Origin of the sequence: Streptomyces sp. NPDC007264 (genome assembly GCF_042869095.1) — a bacterium.
Classification (GTDB): Bacteria; Actinomycetota; Actinomycetes; order Streptomycetales; family Streptomycetaceae; genus Streptomyces.
Genome location: NZ_JBIAFD010000008.1, coordinates 98,535 through 115,162 on the forward strand (window position 1 = coordinate 98,535; position 16,628 = coordinate 115,162).

The following is a 16,628-nucleotide window of genomic DNA, read 5'->3' on the forward strand; positions in this document are numbered from 1 at the left end:
GTGGTCCCCGGCGCCGCGTGCTCGCGGCCGGCCGGGGTCGGCGGCTTCATCAGGCACCGTCCTCGAGGAGCCGGGGCACGTCCCAGTCCCGTGCGACGTCGGCGGTGTCGGCGCCGGGCTGCGCGGGTCCGCTGCGTACCGACGTGCGGGTGCCCGAGAAACGCGGCGCCGGCGCCGGCTGGGTGATGCCGCCGTGGTCGACGAACGTGCCGCGGGCGGCGAGGTGGGGGTGTGCCGGGGCCTCGCGGAGCGAGAGGACGGGCGCGACGCACGCGTCGGTGCCCTCGAAGACGGCGGTCCACTCGTCCCGTGTGCGCGTCCTGAAGCGGGCCGCGACCGCCTCGCGCAGTTCCGCCCAGCGGGCGACGTCCTTGCGGGCCGGGGCCAGGTGCCCGATGCCCAGCAGCTCCACGAACTCCTCGAAGAACTGCCGCTCCAGGGCGCCGACCGCCATGTACCGGCCGTCGGCCGTCTCGTAGGTGCCGTAGAAGGGGCAGCCGCCGTCCAGGAGGTTGGCGCCCCGCCGGTCCTGCCAGCTGCCGGCGGCGAGCATGCCGTGGATCATCGAGGCCAGGTGCGCCGCGCCGTCGACGATGGCCGCGTCCACGACCTGTCCGGTGCCCGTCCCCCGCGCGTGGTGGAGGGCGGCGAGGACGCCGACGACCAGGTAGAGCGAGCCGCCCGCGAAGTCGCCGACGAGGTTGGCGGGGATCGCGGGCGGCGCGTCGGGGTCACCGATCAGGCCGAGCGTGCCGGTGGGTGCGATGTACGCGATGTCGTGTCCGGCGCGCGGGGCGAGCGGACCCTCCTGGCCCCAGCCGGTCATGCGGCCGTACACGAGTCTCGGGTTGCGGGCATGACAGCTCTCGGGGCCGACGCCGAGGCGTTCCGCGACGCCGGGGCGGTAGCCCTCGACGAGGATGTCGGCACGCTCGACCAGGTCCAGGACGCGGGCCGGGCCGTCCTGGGCCTTCAGGTCGACGACGACCGAGCGCTTGTTGCGGTTGGTGACGTCGTACTCCGGATCGATGGCGAGCCCCGAGGCGTCCGGCCGGTCCACGCGCACCACGTCGGCGCCCAGGTCGGCAAGGAGCATCGCGGCGAACGGGCCGGGCCCGATGCCCGCAAGCTCGATGACGCGCACGCCGGCGAGCGGGCCGCGCCCCGGCGTCCCTGGACCTGTCATCAAGCCCCCAAGCTCTCTGTGACACAACTGATGTGACATCAGTGATGTTAAGAACAGGTTGCAGCGCGGGCAAGACCCGAACGAGCAAGCGCTTAGTCGAATTCCCGCCGTCAAACCGTCTCATACCACAGACAAAGGGGGGGAGCGGGGGTGGCCGGGTGCTGCCACGCCGACCTCACCGCCCGTCGGCCGCCGCCTCGCGCTAGCCTCGGGCCCGGCAACGGCGCTGGGCGGAGAGGTGTCATGGACAGGCTGAGAGCGGATCGCGCGTACGACATCGTGCTCTTCGGGGCCACCGGTTTCGTGGGCGCGCTGACCGCGCACTACCTCGCCGCGCACGCGCCCGAGGGACTGCGCTGGGCGATCGCGGGCCGCAGCCCCCGGAAGCTGGAGCGGCTGCGGGAACGGCTCGCGGGCGGTAACCGGCCCGGCCTGCTCCGGGCGGACGCCCGGGACCCGGAGTCGCTGGCCGCCCTCGCCCACCAGGGGCGCGTGCTGGCCACCACCGTCGGGCCCTATCTGAAGTACGGCGAGGAACTGGTGGCCGCCTGCGCCGACGCGGGCACCGACTACCTGGACCTGACCGGCGAACCCGAATTCGTGGACCTCATGTACGTGCGGCACGACGCCCGCGCGCGGGAGACGGGGGCACGGCTCGTGCACTCCTGCGGCTTCGACTCGGTGCCCCATGACCTGGGGGTGTACTTCACCGTGCAGCAGTTGCCCGAAGGGGTGCCGCTCACGGTCGACGGATACGTCCGTTCGCGGGCGATGTTCTCGGGCGGCACGTTCGCCTCCGCGCTCGGCCAGTTCGCGCGCGGCCCGCAGATGATGGCCGCGGCCCGCGACCGCACCCGCCACGAGCCCCGGCTGCTGGGGCGGCGGGCGCGGGCGCCGCTCGGCGCGCCCAGGTACGCGGCGGAGGTGGGGACCTGGGCGCTGCCGCTGCCCACCATCGACCCGCAGGTGGTACGCCGGTCGGCGCGGGTGCTGGAGCGCTACGGCCCCGACTTCCGCTACCGGCACTACGCGGCGGTCGAGACCCTGCCGTACGCCCTGGGAGGGGTCGCGGCCGTCGGCGCGCTGTTCACGGCAGCACAGGTGCCACCCGCGCGGCGATGGCTGTCGGACCGGCTCAGGCCCGGGGAGGGGCCGGGACCCGAGAAGCGGGCGAAGAGCTGGTTCACGGTGCGGTTCGTGGGCGAGGGCGGCGGCCGGCGGGTGTTCACGGAGGTCTCGGGCGGTGACCCGGGGTACGACGAGACGGCGAAGATGTTCGCCGAGTCGGCCCTGTCCCTCGCCCTCGACGATCTGCCGCACACGTCCGGCCAGGTCACCACGGCACAGGCGATGGGCAACGCGCTCATCGAGCGCCTCCGCGCGGCCGGCATCACCTTCCGGGTGGCCGCCCTGCGGTAGGGCTCCCGGTGCCCCGACACGGCGAACGTCGCCCGCCGGGCCACCGGAACCGTCACCCCAGGACGGTGTAGATCATCCCGCCGATCCAGGCGAGCCTGGCGATCACGGCGAGCAGGAGCGCGGCCGTCACGGCGCGCTCGACGGGCTGGGCGGGGTTGCTCATGGCCTTGGCGGAACGGTGCGTCGTCATGGGCCCAGCCTGCCGATGCGACGCCACCGCCACATCCGTACGGGTACTCAGTACGGGTACTCAGTACGGGTGCTCAGCGGGCCTCAGCGGGCCCGGGCACCCCGGGACGGGACGTCGGGCGCCGGGTCAGCCCGGGGTGCCCGTCCGGCCGACGGCGGCCCGCAGGGCCAGCCGGCACAGGGCGTCGGCGTGCCGCGTGGTCTCGGGGATGCGGTACTTCGGGGCGAGCGCGAGGGTGTGCGCGCAGGCGTTGTCGATGCCGACCCGGTGGCCCACGGAGACGAAGACCGGCTTGACGCCCGCCCGGGTGCGCAGGGCCCGGCCGACCTCCTCGCCCTCCGCGAGCAGGGGACTGCTGCTGCCGCGCGGCGCGTCGGGCTCCTGGTAGGTGGAGGTGAAGGGGTTCTTGGCGACACCGATGGTGGGCAGCCCGGTGAGGACGCCGAGGTGGCAGGCGAGACCGAACCGGCGCGGGTGGGCGAGGCCGTAGCCGTCGCAGACGACCAGGCCCGGGTCGCGGTCCAGGGCCGCCAGGGCGGCCAGCACGGTGGGGATCTCACGGAAGGCCAGCAAACCGGGCACGTAGGGGAAGGAGACCTCTCCGACGGCGGTGGCCTCGGCGATCCGGCCGAGCGTGGCCGCGTCCAGTGCGACGGCTGCCGCCGCGACCACGCCCCGTTCGTCGTCGTAGGCGACGTCGACCCCCGTCACGGTGCCGGTCCCGGGCGGCGGCCCCGGTTCGTCGAGGATGACCCTGCCGCGCAACTCGTCCTGCACGGCGCGGGCTTCGTCTTCGGTCGCGGGCCAGCCCGCGGGGATGTGTACGGTCGTCATGGCGATGTCGAGCGTACGACCCCGCGGTCCGCCGTCACTTACCGCCCAGCGCGCGCCGCAGTTCGCTCTTGTTCATGTCCGAGCGGCCGCGGATGTTGCGCCGCTTCGCCTCCTCGTACAGCTGGTCGTACGTGGGCCCCTGCGCGCCCTTCCCCGAGCGCTGGCCGCCCCGCTTGCCGGACGACATGTCCTGCGTGGACGTGCGGCTCGCGGTCTTGGACTCGCCGGAGCGGGCGCGCTCCTTGTTCACGGTCCGCGCGGCGATCTCCTCGGCGCGCTGCTTGCCCTCTCCGCGGTCGAGGGCGCTCTCCTTGATGTGCTCGTACTGGCGTTCCCGCTTCGGGCTGGAGCCGCGTGGCATGGCCGGTCACTTCCTTTCGGGGTGCGGGACCGTCGAGTACCCGTTCTGACCGGGATCACCGTGCCGGCGTGCGCGACGTCGCCCCGCGGCCGCAGGTCTCAGGGCTCCAGGCGCGCCACGCGCCCCTGTTCCCCGGCTGCCCAGCACCCACGGTCGGGGGCGCAGTCCACGGTGTCGTACGAGCCCGTGTCGACGGTCCTCCAGGTGCGGCCGCCGTCCGTGGTCAGATCCGTGCCGGTGGGGCCGACGGCGAGCGCGGCGGTGCGGCTGCCCGGCAGCCAGGTGACCCCGGAACGGTAGGCGGGCGGGGGCGATGCGGCGGGCGCCCAGGTGCGGCCGCCGTTCCCGCTGACCGCCGCGGCCCGGGGTGACGGCAGGCCGGCGCGGTAGTCCCCGCCGACCGCGAGACCGTGCGTGCGGTCGCGGAAGGCGACGGCGAACACGCCCCGCGCCGGATCGCCCGCCGGAACCGGCGTGTCGGAGGCGGTCCAGGTCAGTCCGCGGTCGGCGGAGTGCAGCACACGCGCGCGTGCGCCGCCGCCGGTGGCGAGCCACACGTCGTGCGGGCCCGAGGCGACCAGGCACTGGCCGCCGGCCGCGAAGCCGGCCTCGCCGTCCTGGGCGGCGGGCATCCCCTCGCCGGGCAGGACGGTCCAGGTGCGGCCGCCGTCGCCGGTGGACAGGATGCGGAACCGGCCGTCGACCGGGTCGCTCACCGCGAGACCGTGGCGCCGGTCGAAGAACGCGAGGCAGTCGTAGAAGGCCCTGGCGTCGGTGTTGCGGAACGCCTCGGTCCAGGTGGCGCCCCCGTCGTCGGTGCGCAGCACCCGGGACGCCTCGCCCTCGCCGACGGCCAGGACCACCGCGTGCCGCGCGTCGAACGCCTCGACGTCGCGCAGCTCCAGGTCCGCGGCGCCCGGCGGGGAGACGTCCCGCCAGTGGGCGCCGGCGTCGGTGGTGCGCAACACGGTGCCCTTGGATCCGGCCAGCCACGCGGTGTCCCGGCCGACCGCCGACAGACCACGGAAGCGTACGTCCGTGCCGCTGTCCTTGATCTGCCAGTGCGGCACCGGCCGCTGCGGCCCGTGGGCCTGCGCGGGCGCCGGCAGCGCGAGGAGCGCCGCCGCGCACAGACCCGCGGCGACCGTCCGAGCCGTACGTCTCGTGTTCTCCATGCCCGTCATGGCGCGCGAAGCTAGCCCACTCCCCCGATGCCGTCCAGACGGCCTCGCCCGGGAACCGTACGCCCGTTCCCGGTGTCCTCCTCGGTGTCCCGGTGATCCCGGTGATCCCGGTGATCCCGGTGATCCCGGTGATCCCGGTGATCCCGGGACGGGGCCGCCCGTCACCGCGGATCGCCCGTAGACATGGTCTCGGTGACAGAGGTCACTCGAGTTTCATGTGCACGGATTGGCTCGATCCATCGTCTCTTCAAGTGCCCGGCCGCATCCGCACCCAGCCCGTCCAGCCGTCGCAAGGGAGCAAGGCGTTGTCCACCGTCATCGAGCAGCCCGTGGAGGCCCGCCTCGTCGCCGCCGCGCCGCGGATGCCGCGCATTCCGGCCATGCTCCACTACGACCGGCGCGACCCGTTCGCCGTCCGCATGACCTTCCCGGCCCCGGCCACCCTGGAAGGCGTGGAGGTCTGCTGGACGTTCGCCCGCGAGTTGCTCACGGCGGGCCTGGAGGGCCCGGAGGGCCACGGCGACGTGCGGGTGCGGCCGTACGGCTACGACCGCACCGTCCTGGAGTTCCACGCCCCGGAGGGCACGGCCGTGGTGCACGTCCACTCCGACGAGGTCCGGCGCTTCCTGGAGCGGACCACGGAGCTGGTGCCCGTCGGTGTGGAGCATCTGCACGTGGACCTCGACCGCGACCTGGCCGAGTTGATCCGGGACGCCTGCTGAAGGCCGGCCGGACGCGGCCGCTCGGCGGCCGGACGCGCCCCGCAGGGGGTGACGTGCGGCGCCCGGCAGCCCGTTGAGCCCCCCGTGGGCTGACCCGGCGCCGGTCGTGGCGACGGCGGAGGCGCCGGCCTCCTCGGCCGGCGTGCGCCGGGCGCCGGCCGGCGGACATCCGGCCGGTGCGTGAGGCGGAGGCGGCCCTCTCCGCACCGTCGGCGTCAGCTGCCGGCCGTCGCCCCCGCCCCGCCGGCCGTCGCCGCGACGACCACGGCCGTGCGCACCTCGTGGACGACCTTCCGCAGCGCCGGTGCGGCGGCGCCGCCGCGCTCCGTCAGCGCCTCGATGCGCTCCTTGTGGCGCTTGCGGTCGGCGGCGGTCACGACCGTGCCCAGTTCGGCCGCCGCGGCCAGGGCCGCGAGGGCGGCGTCGCGGTCGGAGACCTCCGTGACGGGCACCGGGCCCTCGATCACCTGCCGCACCTCCCGCTGCAGCGCCTCCACCTGCGGCACCCGCTCCAGCTCGTACTCCACGGACGGGAAGACCCCGAGCATCCGCTTCTTCCCGGTCCGCAGCCAGCCGCCCGCGGTGAGCTGGGCGCGGACGGCGTCGAGGGTGACGCCGGCGCGCAGGGTGACCCAGGTCTTCCAGCGGCGGGGCCGGGACTCCTCGACCAGTTCCAGAAGACCGTCGAGTACGGGGTCGCCGGTGCGGGCGTCGGGGTCCGCCGGGGTGGCGACGCCGTCCACGTCGACGAGCAGCCCGCGCTGGGCCAGTTCGGTGAGCGCGCCGGCCCGCACCAGGTGCGCGAGCCGGGCCGCGCCGCTCAGCCTGAGCCTGGTGGTGTCCCAGGCCAGCAGATAGAGCAGCGCGGCCAGCGAGGGGGAGCCGTCGGGCACGGGGTCTCCTTGCACGGTCGGGCGTGCTCGGCCGGTCCGGGCTCGCCTCGGCGGCCGCGGACACGCCCCGGCCGCCGACCACGTTAATGCGTTGACACCCCTCGGGCCCCTTCCTACGGTGTACAGCGGTTCTGTCGCCGCCGAGGGGAGAAGGACGTTGCTCGTCTGAGGTCTTGAGACACCGCGTCACACGGCGCTGTTCGCGTCCGTGTGCGTTGCGTGCGACCTCGGCATTCGAGCCGTCCCCCGGTGCAGGACCCGTCCTCCCAGCGGACCGTCGCCCTCTGCGGTGTCTCCTACGCGTCGCCCCCGCCCGTTCCGAGCAGTCGCGAGGCCCGCATGTCACCTTCACCTTCCCTCACCTGTACGTCCCTGTCCTTCTCCTGGCCCGACGGCACCCGTGTCTTCGACGGCCTCCAGATCGCCTTCGGCTCCGGCAGGACCGGCCTCGTCGGCGTCAACGGAGCGGGAAAGTCCACCCTGCTGAAACTGATCGCGGGTGAACTCACCCCGTCCGACGGCACCGTGCACGTCCACGGCGAGATCGGCTACCTGCCGCAGAACATCACGCTCGACACCACCCTGCGGGTCGACGAGGCGCTCGGCATCGCCGCGCGGCGCGCCGCGCTGCACGCCATCGAGGCGGGCGACGCGGCCGAGGAGCACTTCGCGGCCGTCGGCGACGACTGGGACGTGGAGGAGCGCGCCGAGGCGATGCTCGGCGAACTGGGCCTGGGCCACATCGGTCTGGACCGCACGATCGGCGAGGTCTCCGGCGGCGAGTCCGTCCTGCTGCGGCTGGCCGCGCTGCTGCTGCGGCGCCCGGACGTGCTGCTGCTGGACGAGCCGACCAACAATCTCGACCTGTACGCCCGCCGGCGGCTGTACGCGGCGGTCGAGGCATGGACGGGCGTGATGGTCGTGGTCAGCCATGACCGTGAACTCCTCGATCTGGTCGACCAGGTCGCGGATCTGCGCGCCGGGGAGGTCACCTGGTTCGGCGGCACCTTCTCCGCGTACGAGGAGGCCCTGGGCGTCGAGCAGGAGGCGGCCGAGCGCATGGTGCGCGTCGCCGAGTCCGACCTGCGCAGGCAGAAGCGCGAGCTGGCCGAAGCCCAGGTCAAGTTGGCCCGCCGCAAGCGGTACGGCCAGAAGATGTGGGACAGCAGGCGCGAACCGAAGATCGTCATGGGCGGGCGGAAACGTGCGGCCCAGGAGTCCGCGGGCAAGCACCGCATCCTGCACGAGGAGCGGCTCGCCGAGGCGAGGGAGCGACTCGACGAGGCGGTCGAGGCGGTACGGGACGACGACGAGATCCGTGTCGACCTGCCCCACACGGCGGTGCCGCCGGGTCGGTCCGTCCTGACGCTGCGGGACCTGCGGCTGACGTACGGTGCCCGCCTCGAGGGCGGCTTCGACGTGCACGGCCCGGAGCGGATCGCGCTCGTCGGACGCAACGGCGCGGGCAAGACCACGCTGCTGCGCACGATCGCGGGCGAGCTGGAGCCGGTGGCGGGCGAGGTCACGGCGCACGTGCCGCTGCGTTTCCTGCCACAGCGGCTGGACGTCCTCGACGACGGCCTCACGGTCGCGGAGAACGTGGCCCGGTTCGCCCCGGGAGCCACCAACAACCGGATCCGGGCGCGTCTGGCCCGCTTCCTGTTCCGTGGCGCGCGGGCCGACCAGCCGGCCGGGACGCTGTCGGGCGGCGAACGCTTCCGCGCCGCCCTGGCCGCGCTGATGCTCGCGGAGCCGGCGCCGCAGTTGCTGATGCTGGACGAACCGACGAACAACCTCGACCTGGCGAGTGTGCGGCAGCTCGTCACGGCCCTGGAGTCGTACCAGGGCGCGCTGATCGTGGCCGGCCACGACCTGCCCTTCCTGGAGTCGATCGGGGTCACGCGCTGGCTGCTGCTGGACGGCGGGTTCCGGGAGACCACACCTGATGCCCTCGGCGGTCCCGCCGCCCGGTAGGCCCTGCCGTCGAGGGACGGGACGCGGCGACAGGCCCGCGCCGTGGCAGGTGCCGGACCGCCCGGGCGTACGGGTGGTCCGGCGCACGGGGCGCCGTGGGCGAGCCGCGCCCGGCCGTCCCCGGGAAGGAGCCCGAACCCGGGGCTTTGTCCGCGCGCATCGGCCCTGCATGATGGCGGGCGACAGCATCAGCCGAGACGGAGTCCCACGTGCCCAGCAAGAAGGCCCTCATCCGCCGTCCGAGTCCACGCCTCGCCGAGGGGCTGGTGACGCACATCGAGCGCGAGAAGGTCGACGTCGATCTCGCGCTCGAACAGTGGGAAGCGTACGCAGAGGCACTGCGTGCGCACGGCTGGGAGACGATCGAGGTGGATCCGGCCGACGACTGCCCCGACTCGGTGTTCGTCGAGGACACCGTGGTGATGTACAAGAACGTCGCCCTCATCGCGCGGCCGGGCGCGGAGTCGCGGCGCGAGGAGACCGGGGGCGTCGAGGAGGCCGTGGCGCGGCTGGGCTGTTCGGTCAACTGGATCTGGGAGCCGGGCACGCTCGACGGCGGCGACGTCCTGAAGATCGACGACACGATCTACGTGGGCCGCAGCGGGCGCACCAACCCGGCCGCCGTCCAGCAGGTGCGCGCGGTCTTCGAACCGCTGGGCGCCCGTGTGGTGTCCGTGCCCGTCACCAAGGTGCTGCACCTGAAGTCGGCCGTCACCGCGCTGCCCGACGGCACGGTCATCGGCCATGTGCCGCTCGTGGACAAGCCCGCGTTGTTCCCCCGCTTCCTGCCGGTGCCGGAGGAGTCCGGCTCGCACGTCGTGCTGCTGGGCGGCGGCAAACTGCTCATGGCGGCCAGTGCGCCGAAGACGGCGGAGCTGCTCGCCGACCTCGGGCACGAACCGGTCCTGGTGGACATCGGCGAGTTCGAGAAGCTCGAGGGCTGTGTGACATGCCTCTCGGTGCGTCTGCGGGAGTTGTACGCCTGATCCGCCGAACCGTTCCTCCCGCGGTCCCGAACCTCGGAATCCACGGAATCCACGGGATCACCGGCATCCCGGCGACCGGTACGGCCGCGTCCCCGCTCCCGGCAGGCATCCGCTGATCAGCGGCCTTTACAGCGCGCTTAACCTACGGCTTCGTAACCTACGGTTTCGTAGCCTACGATCCCGTAAGTTTCCGGCACCGCTCGCCGGCCACCCGCTCTTGCCTCGCCGTCTCCCTGGAGTTCCCGTGACGATCACCTCTCCCCATCTCGGCAGCCCCTCCGTCTGGACCGACACGCGGCTGCTGTGCGCGCTGGAAGAAGTGGTCGAGACGGAGCTGAACCGGCATCTGGCGGTCGCCAAGGACTGGATGCCGCACGAGTACGTCCCCTGGAGCGACGGCCGCAACTTCCCGGGCCTCTTCGAGGACGGGGAGGCATGGGAGAAGAACCAGTCCAAGGTCACCGAGATCGGCCGGACCGCACTGGTCGTGAACCTGCTGACCGAGGACAACCTCCCCAGCTACCACCACGAGATCGCCACCCTCTTCGGCCGTGACGGCGCCTGGGGCACCTGGGTGCACCGCTGGACCGCCGAGGAGGGCCGGCACGGCATCGTGATGCGCGACTACCTGCTCGCCTCGCGCGCGGTCGACCCCGACCGGCTGGAGCAGTTCCGCATGGCCCACATGAGCGAGGGCTTCGAGTCGGACAACCGGCACTCGATGCTGCACTCCGTGGCGTACGTCTCCTTCCAGGAACTGGCCACCCGCATCTCGCACCGCAACACCGGGCACCAGTCCGGCGATCCCGTCTGCGACCGGATGCTGGCCCGCATCGCGACCGACGAGAACCTGCACATGGTGTTCTACCGGAACCTGCTGAAGGCGGCGTTCGAGCTCGCGCCCGACGTGACCATGCAGGCCGTCCGGGACGTCGTGGTGAACTTCCGGATGCCAGGTCACGGCATTCCCGGCTTCGAGCGCGCGGCCGCCCAGATGGCGATCGGGGAGGTCTACAACCTGCGGATCCACCACGACGACGTGCTCCAGCCGGTGCTCCGCTTCCTGAAGATCATGGAGATCGACGGCCTCGGCCCCGACGGCCGGCGGGCGCAGGAGGAACTGGGCCGGTTCCTGGGCGGGCTGGACGCCGAGGCCGCGAAGTTCGACGAGAAGCTGGCGGCACGCAAGGCCAGGATGGCGGCACGGATCGGCGCGTAGTCCGGGGCCGTCGTCATACCCTCCGTCGCACCCTCCGCCGGGGGCCGTGGCCGCACCGGTTCCCACGGTGTCGCGCCGGGCTCCCGGGGGGCGGCACGGCGGTGCACGGCGGCCCGACGGGGCGGCTGGGCGGCGGGCCAGCGGGGCGAACCGCAGTGGGCGGTCCGGCCGTGCCGGGGGCGCCGCGGCACCCGCCCGGCCACCGGGAAGCTCCTACGCGGCCTCGTAGTGGTGCGCGTCCGCGCCGCGCCACTTCACCCACGCCGGATCGTCGAGCAGGTCCTCGGCATCGGGCAGTCCCGCCCGGCCGAGGAACTCGATCACGTCCTCGTCGGAGAACGCCACGCCCAGGCTCTCCCCGCGCGCCGTGACCCGGCGGCCGCCGGTGCCCGACGGCGGATGAACGATGACAGGGGCCCGTCCGGTCATGACTCCAGCATCGTCCCCCGGGCCGCGGGGCGCATCCGGGCGGACGGCCACGACCGGCCCTCGTACCTCCCGGGGACAGCTCCGGGACGAGCCCGGAGGCGGTCACCCGCTCATCGGCACCCCTGCGTACGCCGCAGGTTCATCCGCTCCTTCTCGGACAGCCCGCCCCAGACGCCGAACCGTTCGTCGTTCTCCAGGGCGTAGGCGAGACATGCGGAACGGATCCCGCAGAGTCCGCAGATGCGCTTGGCCTCCCGTACCGAGCTGCCCGGCTCGGGAAAGAAGAAGTCGGCCCCCGTCTGCGCGCACAGCGCCTGCTCCTGCCAGGCGATGTCGGACGCAGTGATCGCTTCTCTGTGCATGGCCGAATCGTGCCGAGCGGCGACAAACGTTCGATCAACGCGGGATCAACGGCTCGCCCGCCGCGCCCCTCCGGTGGCCCCGTACCGCCGTGCCGTACGGCCGTCGTGTCGTACGGCCGTCGTGTCGTACGGCCGTCGTGTCGTACGACTCTCGATGATGCCCCCGGCGACCGGGGGACGCACGGCGGCGCGCGGCGGCCCGCGAGAAGCCGGATCCGCTTGCTCCGAACGTCACTCGGCCCGGTCGTGCCGCTCCGGCGGCGCCTGGCAGTGGGCGGTGCGAGACTCGGCACTGCAGGCAACGGGAACCTTCGAGGAGGGCACTCATGCTCACCACCCGTTTCGTCAACGGCGCCCCGAACTGGCTGGATGTCGGCACCTCCGACCTCGACGGCGCCCTCTCCTTCTACGGCGGTCTCTTCGGCTGGCGGTTCCGGTCGGCGGGCCCCGAGGCGGGCGGCTACGGCTTCTTCCAGCTCTCCGGCGAGACCGCTGCCGGCGTCATGCGGACCACCCCCGAGCAGGGCCCGCCGTCCTGGACCGTCTACTTCCAGAGCCCCGACGCGCAGGCCACCGCGAAGGCGGCCGAGCAGGCCGGCGGCAGCGTGCTCGTCCGGCCCATGGACGTGATGGGAGAAGGCCACATGGCCGTCCTCGCCGACCCGGCCGGCGTGCCGTTCGGCATCTGGCAGCCGGGCCGGACCTCGGGCATCGAGGTGGCCGGCGCCCCCGGCTCGCTGTGCTGGGTCGAGCTGCACACGCTGGACATCGCCCGTGCCGCCGCCTTCTACCACCGGGTGCTCGGCTGGGAGACCGAAGGGGTGCCCTTCCCCGGCGGCACCTACACCTGCGTCAACCCCGAGGGAGCGGGCGCCGACTCCATGTTCGGCGGACTGGTGCCCCTGGCCGACGATCCCACGGAGGCGCGGTCCGCCGCCCACTGGTTGCCGTACTTCGACGTCACGGACACGGACGCCACGGTGAGCCGGGCACAGGAGCTCGGCGGCAGCCTCCGGATGCCGCCGACGGACCTCGAGGGCGTGGGCCGCGTCGCCAGACTCGCCGACCCCTACGGAGCGCGCTTCGCGGTGCTCAGGAGCGCCCCGCGGCAGGACTGACGCTTGAGGGAGCCGTCCTTCATCTCTTGAAGGCCGAGAATTCCTGAGAGCGCTCTCAGTCATAACCCTTGACGCCTCAACTTCCCCTGGAGACAGTGTGGAACACCGCAGGAGCCCGCGGGCACGGACCTTCCTGCGCTCCCCCCCACACCCCAGGAGACGACTCGTGATATCGCGCCGAGTGTTTCTGACCTCAACCGCCGTCGCCGCCACCTCCCCCGCCTGGGCCGGCGCCCTCGGCCGGGGTGCCGCCCAGGCGGCCCCTGCCACCTGCGAACTCGCACTGCGCAACGCCTCGTTGCCGGGCACGGTCCGCGCCTACGTCACCGGACACGAGCAGTCGACGGGCGCCTGGATGCTGCTGCGGGCCGACGGCAGCGTCCACCGGCCGGCCTCACCCTCCGCACCCCAGACCCCGCTGCCCGTCGACTGCGCCATCCCGCTGGGACCCGCGGGTTCCGCGCCGACGGTGCTGACGCTGCCGCAGATGTTCGGCGCGCGGATCTACTTCGTGCGCGACGACACCCTCGACTTCTTCCTGAACCCGGGCCCGGCCCTCGTCGAGCCCGCGTTCGCGACGCCCGCGGACCCCAACTACAAGAAGACCTGGTCGTTCTGCGAGTTCACCTTCAACTCCGCCCAGCTGTACGCGAACATCAGCTACGTCGACCTGGTGACCGCCCTGCCGATCGGGCTGACGCTGGAGGGCGACGCCACGCACACGGTCGCGCCGCTTCCCGGCGGCGCCGTGGACAGGATCGCCTCGGACCTGACGGCGCAGGCCGCGAAGGACCAACAGCCCTGGGACCAGCTCGTGGTCCGCGTCGACGGAAAGGTGCTGCGGGTCATCTCCCCGCAGAACCTGATGGCACCGTACTTCGACCAGCCGGACCGGATGCCGTTCCGTGAACTGTGGACCGCCTATGCCGACCAGGTCTGGGACAAGTACCGCGGCACCGACCTGAGGATCGACCTCCAGGGCGGCCGGGGGGTGTTCACCGGCCGGGTCACCGGTGACACGCTCGCCTTCACCGGCGGCCACACCTTCGTCAAACCCACCTCGAAGGACATCTTAACCTGCAACCACGGGCCGTTCGCCAACAACCCCGGTGACCCCGACGACAAGAAGGCCCTGCTCGCCCGCCTCGCCGCCGGCTTCAACCGCTCGCTCATGCTCACCCACCCCGACCAGCCCGGCGGCGCGACCGGTGCCGACTACTACCAGGGCGGCGTGACCAACCACTGGGCGCGTGTCGTGCACGCCAACTCGCCGATCGGGTACGCGTTCCCGTACGACGACGTGCGCCCGGACGGCCAGCCCGATGTGTCGGGGGCGGCGTACGACGGAAACCCGAGGCGCTTCACGGTGACGGTCGGCTCCTGACCGCTGACGGTCGGCTCCTGACCGGTGACGCGCGGCTCCTGACCGGTGGCGCGCGGGGCGCTCACGCGGACGCGCGCCGCACCAGGGTCGTCGGCAGGACCACGCTGGACGGCCCGTCGCCCACGCCCGGAGCGCCGCCGGCGCCGTCCCCACCCGGCCCGCCGCCGCGCCGGTCGAGGCCACGCAACAACAACCCGGCCATCAGCCGGCCCATCTCCTCTATGTCCTGACGGATCGTGGTCAGCGGCGGGTCGGTCTGCTCGGCGACCGGCAGCATGTCGTCGAAGCCGATCAGGGCGACGTCGTCGGGCACCCGGCGCCCCTGCGCGCGCAGCACACGCAGGGCGCCGGACGCGGTCAGGTCGTTGGCCGCGAACACGGCGTCCAGGTCCGGGCAGCGCTCCAGCAGCTCCCGCATCGCGCGCTCACCACCGGCCGGGGTGAAGTCGCCTTCGGCGATCAGCCGCGGATCGGCGTCGACCATGACGTCCCGGAACCCGTCGAGCCGGTCCACGGCGGACGTCTGGTCGAGGGCGCCGGTGATGTGGGCGATGCGCCGGCGGCCGAGTCCGACGAGATGCCGTACGGCCTCGCGGGCGCCGCCGCGGTTGTCGCTGTCCACGTACACGGAGCTGCGTGCGCCGCCGCCCCAGCCCGGCCGCCCGCCGAACACCGTGGGCACCCCGGCGCGCTGGACCAGCTCCGGCAGCGGGTCCTCGAGGTGCAGCGAGAAGACGAGCGCGCCGTCGACATGACCGCCGGCGAGATACCGGCCGACCCGTGCGTGGTCGGCGCGCCCTTCCGTGAGCAGCAGCACCAGCTGGGCGTCGTGGGCGGTCAACTCCTTGCTGATGCCTCGCAGTTGCAGACCGAAGAAGGGATCGGCGAAGACCCGGGTCTCGGGTTCGGCGATCACGACGGCGACCGCGTCGTGCCGCTTGGTCACCAGGCTGCGCGCCGCCTGGTTCGGTACGTAGCCGAGTTCCTCGACGGCCCGGCGGACCCGCTCGGCCAGGGGCTCGCGCACACCGTCACCGCCGTTGACGACCCGGGAGACGGTGGCCCGCGAGACTCCGGCCCGGGCGGCCACGGCCTCGAGCGTGGGGCGCGGCACGGTCTCGGTCACTTCGGACTCCTCCCCGGCGGTTCCCGATCAGGATAGCCCGGGGGACCGACAGCGCTGAGAGCGCTCCCGACGCGGAGGGGCCCGCCCTCACGGGCGTCTGTGCGGCGCCTGGTGAAGGTGCGACTCGTGGCCGGGGTGGGGGTCGTACCCGGGAATCGTCCCGTCCGCCTTCCTCACCAGGAACATCCCGGTCATCCCCATGTCGGCGTGGCTCTGGACATGGCAGTGGTACATCCACGCGCCCGCTCCGACCCCCTCCCCCGCGATCACCTGGAAGCCGAAGGAGTCGCCCGGTCCCACGATCTTGTTGTCGACGACACGGCTCTCGTCGTCCGGGCCGGTGAGCAGTCCGGTGCGGTTGTCCGCCCAGCGGTGACCGTGCATGTGGAACGTGTGGTAGTGGTCCCCGTGGGTGATCACCACGAACTCGACGCGGTCGCCGACCGTCGCCTCGAAGTCGGGTCCCATGTGCGCCTGGTTGTTGATCGTCGTGTCGTTGAACACGATGGTGTGCGTCCTGTCCGGCAGGACATCACCCTTGCGGCGTACGACCACCGGCCCGTACAGGCCCTTGCGCACCCCGCCGGTGCCGTGTTCGGTGCCGACGACGTGGTCGTGGTAGTTCCAGTACCCGGCGCTGCCCGCCCGCCAGGTCCCGTCGGCGCGGCGGCCGGGAGCGTGGGTGCGCCAGGTGTAGGTGCGGGTGTCACCCGGCTGCACATCACTCCTGGTCCACTTGGTGCCGTCGCTGGAGATCTCGTAGTCCAGTCCGTGCACATGAAGGCTGGCCGCCACGTCCATGGTGTTCTCGAACTCGATGTGGAGCGTGTCGCCCTCGACGAGTTCGATCAGGGGGCCGGGAACGGTCGCCTTCCCCTTGGCGAAGCCGTACCCCATCTGCCCGCCGTCGAGTTCCTCGGCGTACAGCTTGATGTGTCTGACCTCGCCCCCGGCGGGTGCGGTCCTCACCGGGTGGTCGGCGCCGGCGGCCTCCGTGCCCAGGGACAACGATGTCGCGACCGCCGCACCACCAAGCAGCATCCCTCGGTTGAAACTGCGCCTGTCCATGCCGAACTCCCCATGCCGAGACGGAATTCACGGAGACGAGCCGCTGAGACGAACGAGAGGGACGGTAGCGGCATGCCCGCAGTTTATCCACAGTAAGGACAAAGTTTGTTGTATCCCGGTCATACCTATTGGCGAGTCGCGCAAAGACGTCTAGCTTCCTTGGCGCTGTTGCC

The 16,628-nt window shown here is 72.7% G+C and carries 17 protein-coding genes; 7 read left to right on the forward strand and 10 right to left on the reverse strand.

The window, feature by feature from the left end:
• Positions 1–49: 49 nt before the first annotated feature.
• Complete coding sequence (locus tag ACFYMU_RS15805; protein ID WP_388373086.1) at positions 50–1,186, reverse strand: CaiB/BaiF CoA transferase family protein; 1,137 nt, start codon at positions 1,184–1,186, stop codon at positions 50–52.
• 243 nt (positions 1,187–1,429) lie between these two features.
• Here ACFYMU_RS15805 and ACFYMU_RS15810 point away from each other — a divergent pair, with 243 nt between their 5' ends.
• Positions 1,430–2,605: a saccharopine dehydrogenase family protein gene (locus ACFYMU_RS15810; RefSeq protein ID WP_388373088.1), complete on the forward strand. Its 1,176-nt coding sequence runs from the start codon at positions 1,430–1,432 to the stop codon at positions 2,603–2,605.
• Positions 2,606–2,657: 52 nt separating this feature from the next.
• Here ACFYMU_RS15810 and mmpA read toward each other — a convergent pair whose 3' ends face one another.
• The 4 genes from mmpA to ACFYMU_RS15830 all read right to left on the reverse strand — a co-directional run bounded on the left by mmpA (position 2,658) and on the right by ACFYMU_RS15830 (position 5,165).
• Complete coding sequence (gene mmpA, locus ACFYMU_RS15815) at positions 2,658–2,795, reverse strand: morphogenic membrane protein MmpA (protein ID WP_388373090.1); 138 nt, start codon at positions 2,793–2,795, stop codon at positions 2,658–2,660.
• Positions 2,796–2,921: 126 nt separating this feature from the next.
• Positions 2,922–3,629, reverse strand: coding sequence for an endonuclease V (locus ACFYMU_RS15820; protein WP_388373092.1), 708 nt, complete (start codon positions 3,627–3,629; stop codon positions 2,922–2,924).
• Positions 3,630–3,663: 34 nt separating this feature from the next.
• Positions 3,664–3,990: a plasmid stabilization protein gene (locus ACFYMU_RS15825; RefSeq protein ID WP_388373094.1), complete on the reverse strand. Its 327-nt coding sequence runs from the start codon at positions 3,988–3,990 to the stop codon at positions 3,664–3,666.
• Positions 3,991–4,088: 98 nt separating this feature from the next.
• Positions 4,089–5,165, reverse strand: a complete 1,077-nt coding sequence (locus ACFYMU_RS15830; RefSeq protein ID WP_388373096.1) for a WD40/YVTN/BNR-like repeat-containing protein — start codon at positions 5,163–5,165, stop codon at positions 4,089–4,091.
• A 314-nt stretch (positions 5,166–5,479) separates the two neighbouring features.
• Between ACFYMU_RS15830 and ACFYMU_RS15835 the strand changes: the two genes are divergently transcribed.
• On the forward strand, positions 5,480–5,896 hold the full coding sequence (locus tag ACFYMU_RS15835; protein ID WP_388373514.1) for an SsgA family sporulation/cell division regulator: 417 nt from the start codon (positions 5,480–5,482) through the stop codon (positions 5,894–5,896).
• A gap of 215 nt (positions 5,897–6,111) precedes the next feature.
• Here ACFYMU_RS15835 and ACFYMU_RS15840 read toward each other — a convergent pair whose 3' ends face one another.
• A complete protein-coding gene (locus ACFYMU_RS15840; protein WP_388373098.1) occupies positions 6,112–6,789 on the reverse strand; it encodes a GPP34 family phosphoprotein in 678 nt (225 codons plus the stop codon).
• 339 nt (positions 6,790–7,128) lie between these two features.
• On the opposite strand from ACFYMU_RS15840, the gene ACFYMU_RS15845 reads away from it, so the two are divergent.
• The 3 genes from ACFYMU_RS15845 to ACFYMU_RS15855 all read left to right on the forward strand — a co-directional run bounded on the left by ACFYMU_RS15845 (position 7,129) and on the right by ACFYMU_RS15855 (position 10,968).
• On the forward strand, positions 7,129–8,763 hold the full coding sequence (locus ACFYMU_RS15845; RefSeq protein WP_388373100.1) for an ABC-F family ATP-binding cassette domain-containing protein: 1,635 nt from the start codon (positions 7,129–7,131) through the stop codon (positions 8,761–8,763).
• A gap of 209 nt (positions 8,764–8,972) precedes the next feature.
• Positions 8,973–9,749 (forward strand): dimethylargininase, encoded by a 777-nt coding sequence (ddaH, locus tag ACFYMU_RS15850; RefSeq protein ID WP_388373102.1) that lies wholly within the window; start codon positions 8,973–8,975, stop codon positions 9,747–9,749.
• Positions 9,750–9,993: 244 nt separating this feature from the next.
• On the forward strand, positions 9,994–10,968 hold the full coding sequence (locus tag ACFYMU_RS15855) for an acyl-ACP desaturase (RefSeq protein WP_388373104.1): 975 nt from the start codon (positions 9,994–9,996) through the stop codon (positions 10,966–10,968).
• A gap of 213 nt (positions 10,969–11,181) precedes the next feature.
• Here ACFYMU_RS15855 and ACFYMU_RS15860 read toward each other — a convergent pair whose 3' ends face one another.
• Entirely contained in the window at positions 11,182–11,397 is a 216-nt protein-coding gene (locus ACFYMU_RS15860) for a hypothetical protein (protein WP_388373106.1), read from the reverse strand.
• 110 nt (positions 11,398–11,507) lie between these two features.
• A complete protein-coding gene (locus tag ACFYMU_RS15865) occupies positions 11,508–11,759 on the reverse strand; it encodes a WhiB family transcriptional regulator (protein ID WP_388373107.1) in 252 nt (83 codons plus the stop codon).
• Positions 11,760–12,085: 326 nt separating this feature from the next.
• Here ACFYMU_RS15865 and ACFYMU_RS15870 point away from each other — a divergent pair, with 326 nt between their 5' ends.
• Entirely contained in the window at positions 12,086–12,877 is a 792-nt protein-coding gene (locus ACFYMU_RS15870) for a VOC family protein (protein WP_388373109.1), read from the forward strand.
• A gap of 166 nt (positions 12,878–13,043) precedes the next feature.
• On the forward strand, positions 13,044–14,261 hold the full coding sequence (locus ACFYMU_RS15875; protein WP_388373111.1) for a glycoside hydrolase family 64 protein: 1,218 nt from the start codon (positions 13,044–13,046) through the stop codon (positions 14,259–14,261).
• A 61-nt stretch (positions 14,262–14,322) separates the two neighbouring features.
• Here ACFYMU_RS15875 and ACFYMU_RS15880 read toward each other — a convergent pair whose 3' ends face one another.
• Positions 14,323–15,387, reverse strand: coding sequence for a LacI family DNA-binding transcriptional regulator (locus tag ACFYMU_RS15880; protein ID WP_388373113.1), 1,065 nt, complete (start codon positions 15,385–15,387; stop codon positions 14,323–14,325).
• 87 nt (positions 15,388–15,474) lie between these two features.
• Positions 15,475–16,455: a multicopper oxidase domain-containing protein gene (locus tag ACFYMU_RS15885; protein ID WP_388373115.1), complete on the reverse strand. Its 981-nt coding sequence runs from the start codon at positions 16,453–16,455 to the stop codon at positions 15,475–15,477.
• Positions 16,456–16,628 lie beyond the last annotated feature (173 nt).

Bases quoted from the DNA above. Each gene is read 5' to 3' on its own strand.
- ACFYMU_RS15805 (WP_388373086.1), bottom strand. From the start codon at position 1,186: ATGACAGGTCCAGGGACGCCGGGGCGCGGCCCGCTCGCCGGCGTGCGC.
- ACFYMU_RS15810 (WP_388373088.1), top strand. From the start codon at position 1,430: ATGGACAGGCTGAGAGCGGATCGCGCGTACGACATCGTGCTCTTCGGG.
- mmpA (WP_388373090.1), bottom strand. From the start codon at position 2,795: ATGACGACGCACCGTTCCGCCAAGGCCATGAGCAACCCCGCCCAGCCC.
- ACFYMU_RS15820 (WP_388373092.1), bottom strand. From the start codon at position 3,629: ATGACGACCGTACACATCCCCGCGGGCTGGCCCGCGACCGAAGACGAA.
- ACFYMU_RS15825 (WP_388373094.1), bottom strand. From the start codon at position 3,990: ATGCCACGCGGCTCCAGCCCGAAGCGGGAACGCCAGTACGAGCACATC.
- ACFYMU_RS15830 (WP_388373096.1), bottom strand. From the start codon at position 5,165: ATGGAGAACACGAGACGTACGGCTCGGACGGTCGCCGCGGGTCTGTGC.
- ACFYMU_RS15845 (WP_388373100.1), top strand. From the start codon at position 7,129: ATGTCACCTTCACCTTCCCTCACCTGTACGTCCCTGTCCTTCTCCTGG.
- ACFYMU_RS15860 (WP_388373106.1), bottom strand. From the start codon at position 11,397: ATGACCGGACGGGCCCCTGTCATCGTTCATCCGCCGTCGGGCACCGGC.
- ACFYMU_RS15865 (WP_388373107.1), bottom strand. From the start codon at position 11,759: ATGCACAGAGAAGCGATCACTGCGTCCGACATCGCCTGGCAGGAGCAG.
- ACFYMU_RS15870 (WP_388373109.1), top strand. From the start codon at position 12,086: ATGCTCACCACCCGTTTCGTCAACGGCGCCCCGAACTGGCTGGATGTC.
- ACFYMU_RS15885 (WP_388373115.1), bottom strand. From the start codon at position 16,455: ATGGACAGGCGCAGTTTCAACCGAGGGATGCTGCTTGGTGGTGCGGCG.